We start from the raw sequence: 12,735 nt of genomic DNA on the forward strand, positions 1-12,735 counted from the left end.
TTTTCATGGACATTTTTCTGAAAATCTCTCTATCGCCAACGTTGGATGATAATTATCTGTCAAAAAATGATGCTTCGACACAAGTTCTCTATTTAAGTAACGGAATTTTCTCTGATTTTTTTTCAAAATGAGAATTGCTGGAATGCGATTGAACAGCTTGGAAATGAAAAGATTGAAACGCGATTAGGGGCAATTTATACTTTAGAACGAATCGCCAAAGATTCCAAAGATGATCACTGGACAATCATGGAAGTCCTCACTGCTTTTGTGCGAGAGAATGCACCTTTGAAGGATTTTTCCGAGAAAAATATAGAAAATACAGACTCATTAATAATAGTCAATACTTGGAATTATCAAAAACCAAAGGAGATAGAGCAAGAACAAAACCTTCGGACGGATATTCAAGCAGCCCTTACCGTAATTGGACGGCGCAATCAGAATGAGCTGGAAAATCAAAGATTAGATTTAAGTAATATCGACATCAGGGGAGCAAACCTCAGGGGAGCTAATCTGCAAGGGGCAAACCTCATCTACGCCAATCTGCAAAGGGCAAACCTCACCCAAGCCAATCTGCAAAGGGCAAACCTCACCCAAACCAATCTGCAAGGGGCATACCTCTGGGGAGCCGAAAATCTAGAAGAACAGCAGATTGAATTGGCAAAAGGCGATCGCACAACCATCCTACCGGAAAATCTTCAACTCCCTGAACATTGGAAAGCTGAAGTTTCACCCTCTGAACCTCGAAGTTGAGCCTCTGAACCTCGAAGTTGCACCTTTGAACCTCAACGTTGAGCCTTTAAACCTCGAAGTTGAGCCTTTGAACCTCGAAGTTGAGCCTCTGAACCTCGAAGTTGAGCCTCTGAACCTCGAAGTTGAGCCTTTGAACCTCGAAGTTGCACCTTTTAACCTCGAAGTTGAGCCTCTGAACCTCGAAGTTGAGCCTCTGAACCTCGAAGTTGAGCCTTTGAACCTCAACGTTGAGCCTTTGAACCTCGAAGTTGCACCTTTTAACCTCGAAGTTGCACCTTTTAACCTCGAAGTTGAGCCTTTGAACTAATACAGTTTAGTTATAGACGAAAACAGAGAAAATATTCCCTAAGTAGGAGACTAAGAATAAGACACTTGTCCTATGCTAATCATTCTATGGGAATAGAAAGGGAAGATGTCTGTAACAAAGCGGCTGGAAATTTTAGATTTAATTCGGGAGCTTCGGCAGGAACTCAATCTTTCTCAGAAACAGTTTGCTGCGAAAGTAGGAGTTTCCTTTAAAACAGTCAACCGTTGGGAAAATGGGCATACACAGCCTTCACAGATAGCGCTAAAACTAATCGAAGAAATGTTATTGAAGATGGGTGAACCCGGCAAAAGATTGCTGAGTCAGTATTTTCCCGAAGCAGAGTAGGGTTATGAGTCATAAAGTGAAGGCACTTAAACCCGAAAACATCTTTGTTGTTAAAAGAGAAAAAGTAGTACTGATACGGGAGCAACTCCTGCACTATGGTATTGCTCTACTATCCGTTGCTTTAGCACTGCGGACAACCCTGCTACTAATTCCATATCTGAGTGCAACGCCTGCGGCGCTGTTTTTTGCTGCGGTGATGGTGAGTGCCTGGTACGGTGGCTTGGCTCCGGGGTTATTTGCAACAGTTTTATCTACTTTGGCAATTAACTACTTCTTTTTAAAACCACTCTATTCGCTAAACATTACAAATCTGAACATTTTAGTACCGTTAGTTGTGTTCATGCTGACAGCAGGATTAATTAGCTTGCTCAACGAATCACGCCGCACAGCCCAACAAAAAGCTGAAGCAAGCTTAAAGTCATTACACCAAAGTGAGATTTTAGTAAAGTCTAATGAGGAAGCACTGCGACAACGAGAAACACAACTTCGGTTGATTACCGATACGCTGCCAGTTCTGATTTCCTTTGTAGATTCAGAACAACGCTACCGGTTCAATAACCGAGCCTATGAAGAGTGGTTTGGGCATCCTGCTGCAGAAGTTTATGAAAAGTATATTTGGGAAGTTTTGGGTGAATCCGCCTATAAAGTAATTCGTCCCTATGTAGAAAAAGTACTGGCAGGAGAACAGGTTACTTTTGAAAGTCAAATTCCTTATCAAGATGGTGGCACACGCTACATTAATGCTATTTACGTTCCCCAGTTTGATAATCAAGGAACCGTTGAAGGGTATGCGGCGTTAATCACTGATATCAGCGAACAGCAAGCCGCGCTACGCTCACGCAACCAGGCAGAAGCAGCGTTGCGTGAAAGTGAAGCCCGCTTTCGCCATATGGCAGACACCGCTCCTGTACTGGTGTGGATGTCCGGCACTGACACACTTTGTAACTACTTTAATAAACCCTGGCTAGATTTTACCGGGCGGACTATGGAGCAAGAGATGGGCAATGGCTGGGCTGAAGGTGTTCATCCTGATGATTTTCAGCGTTGCTTAGATACATACATCAATGCTTTTGATGCCCGACAAAAATTTACAATGGAATATCGCCTCAAACGCTTTGATGGCGAATACCGTTGGCTTCTTGATACTGGTGTACCTCGGTTTGCACCAACAGGGGAGTTTCTCGGCTATATCGGCTCCTGTGTTGATATCCACGATCGCAACCTAGCAGAAGAAGCGCTACGTGACAGCGAGGAGCGATACCGAATTTTAACCGAAGTGTCGCCACAGGCGATTTGGATGGGCGATCGCAATGATGGTATTACCTATTGCAATCAATACTGGTTAGACTATAGTGGGCTGACAATGGAGCAGACCTCTGGCTATGGCTGGATTGATATCATTCACCCTGATGATTGCGTAGGCGTAGCCCGCCACTGGCATCGCGTTTTTAAAACTTCGATGCAGGCTGTTGCTAACGCTACAAACTACGAAGCAGAAATTCGCTTCCGTCGAGTTTCTGATGGTAGCTATCGGTGGCATATTGTCCGGGGTTTACCATTTCGAGATGCAGATGGAGAGATTATCAAATGGGTGGGCATTGCCAGCGACATCCACGACCGGAAAGTTGCCGAAGCCGCCCTGCAACAACTCAACGAAATGCTAGAGCAACGGATTCAAGAGCGCACAGCCCAACTTGAAGCCACCAATAAAGAACTCGAATCCTTCTCCTATTCAGTCTCTCACGACTTGCGATCGCCGCTTCGCCACATCGCCGGATTTATAGAATTGTTAGAAAAGCGCCATAACTCAACCAGCTTAGATGAAACGAGTCAGCGTTATTTGGGGATAATTGCCCAAACAGCCAAACAGGCAGGAATATTGATCGATGAGTTGCTGACATTTTCTCGCATGGGGCGCACCGAAATGCGCTATATCAACCTCAATATGGAGGAATTGGTACAAGAGGTAAAACGCGATTTGATCACAGAAAGCCCAGAACGCATCATCCATTGGCATATAGAGTCACTGCCAGAAGTGCAGGGCGATCCTTCCATGCTGCGGCTCGTGCTTCGCAACTTGATCGGCAATGCCGTAAAATATACCCAAACTCGAAACCCAGCAGAAATTACTGTTGGGAGTATTAATTATGAAAACGAAGTTATCTTTTCTGTACAAGATAACGGCGTAGGCTTTAATATGCAATATGTCCACAAGCTATTCGGAGTATTTCAACGCCTGCATAGCGACCCAAAATTTGAAGGTACCGGTGTTGGATTGGCAAACGTACAGCGCATTATTCATCGACACAATGGCCGAGTCTGGGCAGAGGCTGTAATTGATCGGGGAGCCACCTTTTATTTCTCGCTGCCTAAGTTGTCGAAGAAGGAGGGTGAATGAAAGAACTCAAGCGAATTCTGCTGATTGAAGATAGTGCCAACGATGCAGAGTTAATCCTAGCTGCTTTGTCGGAAAATCATCTTGCTAACGAAGTGGTGGTGGTACGTGATGGAGAAGAAGCCCTAGATTATCTTTATCGCCGGGGGTTGTTTCGGTTGCGAATGGAAGGGTATCCTGTTGTAGTGCTGCTCGATTTGAAACTACCTAAAATTGACGGACTAGAAGTACTGGCACAACTCAAATCTGACCCAGTAATGCGAGTAATTCCAGTCGTTGTACTTACTTCTTCCCGTGAGGAACCAGACTTAGTTCGATGCTATGAGTTAGGGGTGAATGCCTATGTTGTTAAGCCAGTCGATTACCATGAGTTTGTCAATTCTATTAAAAGTGTTGGACTGTTTTGGGCAGTGATCAATCAGCCTCCCGTCGGTGCTTTACCTCCTGCACCTCATCGTCAACAGGAGAGCGACTAATGAATGTCCTGCGTTTCCTGCTTTTGGAAGATAGCCCCTTAGATGCAGAACTTGCCCAAGCGATGCTAACTGAAGGGGGAATTAATTGCGAACTGATCCGAGTCGAAACCGGCGCTGATTTTCTAACTGCTCTAAAAACAGAGACTTTCGATTTAATTCTTGCTGATTATGCCTTGCCATCTTTTGATGGAATTTCTGCTTTAGAAATTGCCCGAAATCATTGTCCCGAAGTTCCTTTTATCTTTGTCTCTGCGGCGCTGGGTGAAGAATTGGCGATCGAAGCTTTGAAGAACGGTGCAACGGATTATGTGTGGAAGCAACGACTAAGGCGGTTAGTTCCATCGGTAGAACGAGCATTGCGATCAGCCAAGGAGCGGCGGAAGCGCCAGCAAGCCGAGGAGTCTTTACAGAAGAGTGAAGCCAAGTATCGCCGAATTGTTGATACTTCTTATGAAGGAATCTGGATGATTGACTCTGATTCCCGAACAGAGTTTGTAAATCAACGGATGTTACAGATGTTGGGCTATACGGCGGAAGAAATGCTCGGTCGTTCCATGTTTGATTTTATCGATCAGGCTGATGGTATGGTAGCTCAAGAGAATCTGGAATGGCTGAAGCAAGAAAGGAATGATCTTAAAGAAGGTCGATTGCGCTGCAAAGATGGTTCGTACATTTGGACACTGATTTCTGCTAGAGCTATTTTTGGTGAACAAAATGAGTTCTTGGGGGCGATCGCCATGCTAACTGACATCACCGATCGCAAACAAACCGCAGAAGAACGCGATCGCCTTTTGCAACTAGAAAAATTAGCTCGTGCGGAAGCAGAGGCCGCCAACCGGATAAAAGATGAGTTTTTGGCCGTCCTTTCCCATGAATTGCGATCGCCCTTGAATCCGATTCTCGGTTGGGCAAAACTATTACAGAGCCGTAAATTTGATGAGACATCGCTCAAAAAAGCCCTTGAAACCATTGAGCGCAATGCCAAATTACAAGCTCAACTAATTGAAGACTTGCTAGATGTTTCTCGCATCCTCCAAGGCAAACTCAACCTCAATATGATCCCAGTCAATTTAGCATCCACCATTGAAGCCGCAATGGAAACAGTGCGTTTAGCAGCAGAGGCAAAAACTATTCAAATTGAGACGATGCTTGATCCGACTATTGGGAAAGTTCTGGGTGATTCAGCCCGCTTACAGCAAGTCCTCTGGAACCTGTTATCCAATGCCGTCAAGTTTACAGCAACAGAAGGAAAAGTAAATGTGCGATTGGAGTGCATCGATGCTCAAGCGCAGATTACGGTGAGCGACACAGGTAAGGGCATTCACCCCGACTTTATACCTCATGTATTTGATTATTTCCGTCAGGGTGACAGTACAACAACTAGAAGGTTTGGTGGGCTAGGTTTAGGTTTAGCGATCGCTCGTCACTTAGTTGAGATGCACGGCGGAACGGTTTGGGCTGAAAGTCCTGGCGAGGAGCAGGGAGCTATCTTAACAATTAGATTACCGCTAATTAAGGACAGTACACCAATCGAGGATGACACGAATGCTGATTCCTCAACTGCCGTTCCTGTTTCCTCTCCGCTGATGGGAATACAAGTCTTGATTGTGGATGACAATGCTGACACCCGCGACTTTTTCAGTTTTGTGCTGGAACATTTTGGAGCGATCGTGACTACAGCGACATCGGCAAATGAAGCATTACAAGCGTTAGCAAAGTCAAAGCCAGATATTTTACTCAGCGATATTGGAATGCCAGAAATTAACGGCTATATGCTAATAGAACAGGTGCGCGCTCTGGAAGCAGAAACAGGGGAAAAACAACTTCCAGCGATCGCTTTGACTGCTTATGCAGGCGAAATTAATCAGCAGCAAGCATTAAAAGCCGGGTTTCAACAGCACATCGTTAAACCTGTAGCACCAGAGGATTTGCTCCTAGCGATTTCCAACTTAATCGGATGTGGTTAGAATTTAGGATTTTAATCACATCACCAAATATTTAAAAATTGAGATATGGACATAATATATAAATCAAGACCCAGTTTTTTAATGTAAACAGAGTGGTAATAATGACTATTAAAGAACAAATTAACCAAGAACTAGAAAAATTACCTCAACCACTATTGCAGGAAATTTTAGATTTTGTGCAATTTTTGCAAGCTAAACATCAAACAAACAGCATATATTCAGATAGCCATTCTGTTCAAACGCTGAGAACGGAGCATACTTTAACAGGTTCTACTGCTGAAGATTTATTAGAATTTGTGGGCAGTTGGCAAGGATCGGACATCAGAGAATGCTTGCAATTAGTTCATGACAGTCGGATACCTCTAGAATTTTAATTATGTATCTACTTGATACTAATCATTGTTCCTTCTTGATGGAGCCGTTGCAAAGTCGCAGTGGTAGGAACGCAGCCTGAGACTTGATACTAATCATTGTTCCTTCTTGATGGAGGGTGTGCCTAGCGTTGTAAATCACTTGCGATCGCTTGGTCAAGTACAATTAGCAACCAGTGTTATTGTTGCTGGTGAGTTGCACTTTATGGCACAAAATTCACACCAGAAAGCCGCTAATTTAATAAAAATTAATGCATTTATCAAGCGAATTAACTTATATGGTATCGACAAAGAAACAACAGAAATATACGGTGATTTTAAATCAGAAATTATTAAACAATTCGGACCAAAAGAAAAAAATAAACGTAAAACAACCAAACTAAGTACCATAGGCATTAGTGAAAATGACCTCTGGATAGCTGCTACAGTTTTACGTCATTCATTGACTCTTGTTTCATCTGACAGCGACTTTGAGCGAATGCGACAAGTAAGAGAAATTTCTTGGGAAAGTTGGGTGTAAATTAAGTATGGTTAAAAAAACAGCTAATTGAAAAACTTCTCCACACATCTTACAAATATCTCCACACCCATTCCCAACGCCGTTTCATCAAAATCAAACCGGGGATGATGATGAGGATAAGCCAAATCTTTCTCAGGATTCGCAGAACCTAGAAAGAAATAGCAACCAGGTACTTCTTGCAAGAAAAATGACATATCTTCAGCAGCCATAGTTTGGCATTCTGGCACAATACCCATAGGCGTTTCTACCACTTCTTCTGCTACAGACCGCACTAATTCTGCCATCTTCGCATCATTAATTACTGGCGGATAAAGTGACCAATATTCTAAGTCATAACTCGCACCATGACTCTGACAAATTCCGGCAATAATCTGCTCGACGCGCTGATTAAAAAAGCCTTTAAAACTAGGATTAAAATATCTGACAGTGGCACTCATTCTCGCTGTATCAGCAATCACATTCCGCTTGGTTCCAGCATGAAGTTCGCCCACTGTTACCACTGCTGAATCAATAGGGTTAACATTCCGAGAAACAATGGTTTGCAGGGCATTCACAATTTGAGCCGCAACGACAACCGAATCAATAGTTTGATGGGGTAGTGCGCCGTGTCCACCTTTGCCCAAAATTATGCAGTCAAAGCACTCTACAGCTGCCATCAACGCCCCAGCCCGAACACCTACAGTCCCCAAAGGTAAATTATTCCACAAGTGCAAACCAATAATTGCGTCAACATCAGGATTTTTCAGTACCCCAGCTGCAATCATCGGCTTCGCGCCTCCTGGTGATTCTTCCGCAGGTTGAAAGATAATTTTCACCGTACCGCAGAAGTTTTCACGATGCTGCTGGAGATAGTAAGCTGTACCTAAAGCGATCGCAGTATGCCCATCATGTCCGCAAGCGTGCATCACTCCATCATGCTGCGATTTGTACGGCACTTCGTTGAGTTCTTGGATTGGCAAAGCATCCATATCAGCCCGAATTGCCAAAACTTTCTCTGTACCTAATTTGTTACCCTTGATGGTGGCAACAATGCCAGTGTGGGCAATGCCAGTTTGATGCTCAATTCCCCATTCTTGCAGCTTTTGTGATCCAAACTCCGCCGTCAGTTTTTCTTGAAAACCCAACTCTGGTTGTTGATGCAGTCGCCGCCGCCATTCTATCAATTGTGGTTGCAATGAACGGATTGCCAGTCGGATACGAGATAGGTCAACAGAAGAGGAATTTGGGAAAGTGGAAACCATTATAAAGACTAGCTAGTTTCAGTACAGCTAACTTAGATTATTTTTCCAGTTTAACGTAAGTTGGACGAGTCTTAAGTAACTACTTAGAGCTTAAGTAGGTTTTATGACAAATAATTGATGATTTCTCTAGAAGCGGTGAAACAGTCTTTTAGAGTAAAATAAGGTGTTTAAAGTATAAACAATGATGAGCAGTTAAAAAGAGTAGAAATATGGAAACTACAACTAAAAAGCAAGCCTTAATCAAGGCGATTAATGAACAATTAGAACTGGCTTATGATGATACCTTACAAGAAATTTTATCATTGTTACAAATCCGTAAACAGGAAGATGAGTCAGACGAAAGAGATTTTGAAGAGGGATTAAAAGATATCGCGGAAAATGGCACTTTAACTTGGTCAGAACATCAGCAAAAAATTGCATGAGCTATCGAGTAGAAATTTCCTCAAGTGCATCTAAACGACTCAAAAAGTTACCCGTAGATATTCAAGAAAGGCTAGAGAGCAAAATTCAACAATTAGCTCTTGATCCTCGGCCTGATGGTGTCGGTAAATTAAAAAATGGTGAAAATCGTTATCGCATCAGAGTAGGCAATTATCGGATTTTGTATCATATTTACGATGATGTCTTAGTAGTAACTGTTGTCAAAGTAGGACATCGTAGAGAAGTTTATAGGGACGATTGACACTCAACGCGAAGCTCAGTCACACCGAGCATATCGGTGAACATTGCCCCTGGCTTGGGTTGATATTTGTCGAGGATTGCTGCAAGTCCTAGTGGGATGTCCACAATCCGGGTTTTATTCGTTCTTAAAGTGTTAGTGTTTCCCAATCTAAATCTGATGCTATTTGAGCAAGTTTATCTAAATCAGTCAGGTTATCTAGATAAGGCACACAGCCTAAAACTGGCGTGTTAGTTAATGATTGAATCAACTCTGGTGGTGTCCAGTCGGCTATTTCTGCATCAGTTCGCGGTTGTACACAGTTCAGCACAATACCTTTGAGATTGACACGCGATTGTCTAGCTAATGCGACATTTGCCACTGCTTGAGCGATCGCACCTAATCTAACTGGCACTACCAATACCGTTGGTAAACGCCATTCTCCGGCTAAGTCCGCCACCGTTAATTCCTCCGTTACTGGCGAACCTAACCCTCCCAAGGCTTCTATAAGCACAAAATCACGATGCGATCGCAGTTTAGACAAAGCTTGCCAAACCACTGCCAAATCTACTTGGCGATTTTCTCGCGCTGCTGCTATGGGAGGAGCCAGAGGTGCTTGAAAGTACAATGGTGTAATTTCTTCAGCAGATTGTTCTAGCGCGAATAGCTTTTGATACCATTCGCGATCGCCAATTCCCGATTGAATTGGTTTCATGATTCCCCAGCTACGCTGTGGGTAATATTTTTGCCAATAGGCTGCTAACGCTGTTGTTAAAACAGTTTTACCAGTTTCCGTATCAGTTCCCGTAATTAGCAGTGTGTTTAACATTAATTTCTTTGGCCAGAAAATGGTTGTGTTTCATCAGCTGGCGGAAAAGTTGGCGTTTCACCAGTCGTAGGCAGTGGGGTGGGTGTCTCTGTCGGAATTTGGGTTGGTGTTTCTGTCGGAATTGGGATTGATGTTTCTGTCGGAATTGGCGTTGGTGTCTCTGTCGGAGTTGGCGTTGGTGTTTCTGTCGGAATTGGGGTGGGTGTTTCTGTCGGAATTGGCGTTGGTGTTTCTGTCGGAATTGGGATTGATGCTTCTAATCCAACATTGAGATTGTAATTGCTTTCGGCAACTCCTGAAACCAGAGTTAACTCAATAGTATATCTACCAGTAACCAGCAATGTGCCTTCATAAGATGTTACTTGCTGGGCATTAAGATCAATGGGTTGTTGATCGGGATTTAAGACTGTTAGTAAAATGCTGCTTCCTGGGTCAATAAACGTAGTTAACTTGTCTCCTTCCCGCCCAAAAAAAGTGTACCGGATTATTTGATTTGCTTTGAGAGTATCTTCAACCGTAGTAGGATTAGATGCTCTAAGATTGAGGCGCTTACTAGATATAACAGGTTTTTCGGGCGTTGGTGTAGATGTGAATGTAGTACCACCAGAAATCACTGGTGAAGGGAAATTTTGGGGAAGCGTCTCATTTGGTGTTTTCGACTGACCACGGATCGAACTTACCAGTGCCCAAGAACCAAATCCCGCTATGATCACTACAGTAATAGCAATTGCTGCGATCGCTAACGGATTATCCAAGACTGAACTAGTATTACTTGGTGGAATTGCCGCAGCAGGTCTTTTTGGCGAAGTTGCTGGTGGTACTAGATCAGGGCGGCGACTAACTGCCATTGTTTGCAAATTTGACACATTCAGGGTAGGGAGACTGGGTTCAGCCGGAGATTGCAGTGCTTGAGATACATTAGCAGCACTTTGGTAGCGATCGCTCGGTAGATGATTCAACATTCGATTCAACACTATAGCAAATCGTGGATTAACTCTTACCCACCTTTCCCAATTCCAAGTTAGTTGGTTTTCATCAAATAGCTCGCTTGGTTCTTTACCAGTCAGCAAAACTATCGCACTTACCGCTAATGCATACAAATCACTACTAGGATAAGCCCCACCTGTTTGCATTTGTTCACTAGGAGAGTAGCCTAATTTTCCCACAGTGGTTGCTGGCATGGCACTATCTGGCGATCGTAAACGCTCTGCCAGTTCTTTGACTACCCCAAAGTCAATCAATACAGGTTTAGCGTCACTATCTCGCAAAATAATATTTTCTAGCGAGATATCCCGGTGAATAATCCCTCGACTGTGAATATGCTCTAAAACAGGCAACAACAAGTGCATCAACTGCAATACTTCAGCCTCCGTGAAGGTTTGATCAACAGCTTGGCGTTCAGCCAACAGAGTCCGGTACGTCTGACCTGCAACGTAATCCTCCACCAAAAACAAGCGTTGGTCTTGCTCAAATCTTTCGCGGAATTTCGGGACTTGTGGGTGTTCTATTTGATACAATATTGCAGCTTCTCGGTGAAAAAGCTCTTGTGCCTTCTCCCAAGCCAAAGCCGACGTTGCTGTTGAAATCAATTCTTTGATCGCGCAAAGTTCGTTAAAGCGCCTCTGGTCTTCTGCCAGATAGGTTCTACCAAATCCTCCTTGTCCGAGAATTTGAATTATACGATAACGGTTTTGCAAGAGGGTGCCAACTGTAATCGGTGGTTGATGATCCATTGATTGAGTGTAATAGCAACTGAGAAGCAAGTCCCCACAAAGATTAAGTCTAAGAGGTGACGGACAATTACGTGCGGCAATATTCTACTATACCCAAGGGTAAAGTCCCAAAAGAGCAGGGTCTAACTTGACACGCATTCGTTTTGGTGAAGCAGCGCTACAGGATAGTTTTCCTCCAGAAGCGACTGTGCATAGCGTCACCCGAAGAGTGAACATAGTTGATCACAGCTACTTATCAATTTTTCTTCCTGATTAAACGATATATTTTGAAATAGGCAAAACTAACTTTAGAATCCAGGTTATACAAACTACTTGTCTCTCTTTCAATTACTCCTTTGGGAAGCAGATAGTCACGAGTAACTGCGAGAAGAACTATATCTGCACTCCAAAGAGCATAGGTAACAACCGTGCTAGTGGTGACGACATTTTCCATGCGAGCCAATAGGAGCAAGGAATAGTCTTTAAGGACAGAGCGAGACTTGTTACCTCTAATTTGTGCTAATCGAAGTTCTGCTTTGCGCTTTTCAATACCCAAGAATAGCGCCAGCGTTGCAGTGCAGAGTAAAAACCAAGCTGATAAAATAATACCGTTAGCAGCAGCACCGGCATAGGCTCGCAGGACGAAGCCGGTAGCGATCGCTCCAATATCCAAAATCACTATCCGTTTGAGTCGCAGATTATGATTAATGTTTTGGTATCAAAAAGAATATTTTTATTCAATCTTTATTTAAAATTTATCCAATCTTTATCTAAAAATTTGCTTGTACGTGGGTCAATTGTGTCCACTGCCAGCGTCTTCTAGCTTGGGTAATTCTCACTTTTGTCAATGCGTAAGCTCTAGAATAATAAGTTACCATTTAAATACTTAGTGCTATGTGCTATACTGCATGAGAACAAACTTTGGTATCACTTAACTTAAGTTGTAAATGCTTTAATGTCAGCGATAAATTAGATAGTTAGAAGAACCTACCACACCAATGTTTAAGAGATTAGGGTTATTTACTTTAACCTAAAAAAATCGAAATTATAGACATAGTGGATGCGCTTAATGTCAGTTAAGCTATCAATAGCTTGTTTGCCAAGATGGATAACTTTATGTAGAAATGTTTAAATTTTGGATGAAAGCTTCAACAAAACTCACAG

14 protein-coding genes are annotated in these 12,735 nt (G+C 43.1%); 10 read left to right on the top strand and 4 right to left on the bottom strand.

All coding sequences use genetic code 11. The annotated features are described in order from the left end of the window. Window positions 1-246: 246 nt before the first annotated feature. From ACEW80_RS22925 to ACEW80_RS22960, 8 genes are all read left to right on the top strand, one after another. Window positions 247-750 (top strand): pentapeptide repeat-containing protein, encoded by a 504-nt coding sequence (locus ACEW80_RS22925; protein WP_373528800.1) that lies wholly within the window; start codon window positions 247-249, stop codon window positions 748-750. Window positions 751-775: 25 nt separating this feature from the next. Further along, window positions 776-1,057 carry a hypothetical protein gene (locus tag ACEW80_RS22930; RefSeq protein ID WP_373528801.1) on the top strand — a complete coding sequence of 94 codons (282 nt, stop codon included), beginning with the start codon at window positions 776-778 and terminating at the stop codon, window positions 1,055-1,057. A gap of 105 nt (window positions 1,058-1,162) precedes the next feature. After that, complete coding sequence (locus ACEW80_RS22935; RefSeq protein ID WP_373528802.1) at window positions 1,163-1,402, top strand: helix-turn-helix domain-containing protein; 240 nt, start codon at window positions 1,163-1,165, stop codon at window positions 1,400-1,402. A gap of 4 nt (window positions 1,403-1,406) precedes the next feature. Further along, a complete protein-coding gene (locus tag ACEW80_RS22940; RefSeq protein WP_373528803.1) occupies window positions 1,407-3,800 on the top strand; it encodes a PAS domain S-box protein in 2,394 nt (797 codons plus the stop codon). Continuing rightward, a complete protein-coding gene (locus ACEW80_RS22945; RefSeq protein ID WP_373528804.1) occupies window positions 3,797-4,273 on the top strand; it encodes a response regulator in 477 nt (158 codons plus the stop codon). Before ACEW80_RS22940 ends, ACEW80_RS22945 begins: the two co-directional genes overlap by 4 nt. Next, the gene (locus tag ACEW80_RS22950; RefSeq protein WP_373528805.1) at window positions 4,273-6,240 is read left to right on the top strand and encodes a response regulator; all 1,968 of its coding nucleotides are present in this window, start codon (window positions 4,273-4,275) and stop codon (window positions 6,238-6,240) included. The genes ACEW80_RS22945 and ACEW80_RS22950 overlap by 1 nt, the downstream gene beginning before the upstream one ends. A gap of 101 nt (window positions 6,241-6,341) precedes the next feature. After that, window positions 6,342-6,614 carry a DUF2281 domain-containing protein gene (locus ACEW80_RS22955; RefSeq protein WP_373528806.1) on the top strand — a complete coding sequence of 91 codons (273 nt, stop codon included), beginning with the start codon at window positions 6,342-6,344 and terminating at the stop codon, window positions 6,612-6,614. A 76-nt stretch (window positions 6,615-6,690) separates the two neighbouring features. Next, the gene (locus ACEW80_RS22960; RefSeq protein ID WP_373528830.1) at window positions 6,691-7,131 is read left to right on the top strand and encodes a type II toxin-antitoxin system VapC family toxin; all 441 of its coding nucleotides are present in this window, start codon (window positions 6,691-6,693) and stop codon (window positions 7,129-7,131) included. Window positions 7,132-7,154: 23 nt separating this feature from the next. Here the strand turns inward: ACEW80_RS22960 and ACEW80_RS22965 are convergent, their stop codons facing one another. Continuing rightward, window positions 7,155-8,372, bottom strand: a complete 1,218-nt coding sequence (locus ACEW80_RS22965) for a M20 family metallopeptidase (protein ID WP_373528807.1) — start codon at window positions 8,370-8,372, stop codon at window positions 7,155-7,157. Window positions 8,373-8,581: 209 nt separating this feature from the next. Between ACEW80_RS22965 and ACEW80_RS22970 the strand changes: the two genes are divergently transcribed. Together ACEW80_RS22970 and ACEW80_RS22975 are read left to right on the top strand one after the other, a co-directional pair. Then, entirely contained in the window at window positions 8,582-8,794 is a 213-nt protein-coding gene (locus tag ACEW80_RS22970) for a hypothetical protein (protein ID WP_373528808.1), read from the top strand. Beyond that, window positions 8,791-9,054, top strand: coding sequence for a type II toxin-antitoxin system RelE/ParE family toxin (locus tag ACEW80_RS22975; protein WP_373528809.1), 264 nt, complete (start codon window positions 8,791-8,793; stop codon window positions 9,052-9,054). The genes ACEW80_RS22970 and ACEW80_RS22975 overlap by 4 nt, the downstream gene beginning before the upstream one ends. Window positions 9,055-9,178: 124 nt before the next feature. Here ACEW80_RS22975 and bioD read toward each other — a convergent pair whose 3' ends face one another. From bioD to ACEW80_RS22990, 3 genes are all read right to left on the bottom strand, one after another. Continuing rightward, window positions 9,179-9,859 carry a dethiobiotin synthase gene (gene bioD / locus ACEW80_RS22980; protein WP_373528810.1) on the bottom strand — a complete coding sequence of 227 codons (681 nt, stop codon included), beginning with the start codon at window positions 9,857-9,859 and terminating at the stop codon, window positions 9,179-9,181. Continuing rightward, complete coding sequence (locus ACEW80_RS22985) at window positions 9,859-11,592, bottom strand: protein kinase (RefSeq protein ID WP_373528811.1); 1,734 nt, start codon at window positions 11,590-11,592, stop codon at window positions 9,859-9,861. The genes bioD and ACEW80_RS22985 overlap by 1 nt, the downstream gene beginning before the upstream one ends. 235 nt (window positions 11,593-11,827) lie before the next feature. Further along, window positions 11,828-12,250 (bottom strand): hypothetical protein, encoded by a 423-nt coding sequence (locus tag ACEW80_RS22990; RefSeq protein ID WP_373528812.1) that lies wholly within the window; start codon window positions 12,248-12,250, stop codon window positions 11,828-11,830. Window positions 12,251-12,735 lie beyond the last annotated feature (485 nt).

This window comes from Nostoc sp. (genome assembly GCF_041747015.1).
Taxonomy (GTDB): domain Bacteria; phylum Cyanobacteriota; class Cyanobacteriia; order Cyanobacteriales; family Nostocaceae; genus Nostoc.

Excerpts from the sequence above, each read along its gene's own strand:
- ACEW80_RS22985 (WP_373528811.1), bottom strand. The coding sequence starts at position 11,592 with ATGGATCATCAACCACCGATTACAGTTGGCACCCTCTTGCAAAACCGT.
- ACEW80_RS22925 (WP_373528800.1), top strand. The coding sequence starts at position 247 with ATGGAAGTCCTCACTGCTTTTGTGCGAGAGAATGCACCTTTGAAGGAT.
- ACEW80_RS22965 (WP_373528807.1), bottom strand. The coding sequence starts at position 8,372 with ATGGTTTCCACTTTCCCAAATTCCTCTTCTGTTGACCTATCTCGTATC.
- ACEW80_RS22955 (WP_373528806.1), top strand. The coding sequence starts at position 6,342 with ATGACTATTAAAGAACAAATTAACCAAGAACTAGAAAAATTACCTCAA.
- ACEW80_RS22975 (WP_373528809.1), top strand. The coding sequence starts at position 8,791 with ATGAGCTATCGAGTAGAAATTTCCTCAAGTGCATCTAAACGACTCAAA.
- ACEW80_RS22950 (WP_373528805.1), top strand. The coding sequence starts at position 4,273 with ATGAATGTCCTGCGTTTCCTGCTTTTGGAAGATAGCCCCTTAGATGCA.
- ACEW80_RS22940 (WP_373528803.1), top strand. The coding sequence starts at position 1,407 with ATGAGTCATAAAGTGAAGGCACTTAAACCCGAAAACATCTTTGTTGTT.
- ACEW80_RS22935 (WP_373528802.1), top strand. The coding sequence starts at position 1,163 with ATGTCTGTAACAAAGCGGCTGGAAATTTTAGATTTAATTCGGGAGCTT.
- ACEW80_RS22945 (WP_373528804.1), top strand. The coding sequence starts at position 3,797 with ATGAAAGAACTCAAGCGAATTCTGCTGATTGAAGATAGTGCCAACGAT.
- bioD (WP_373528810.1), bottom strand. The coding sequence starts at position 9,859 with ATGTTAAACACACTGCTAATTACGGGAACTGATACGGAAACTGGTAAA.
- ACEW80_RS22970 (WP_373528808.1), top strand. The coding sequence starts at position 8,582 with ATGGAAACTACAACTAAAAAGCAAGCCTTAATCAAGGCGATTAATGAA.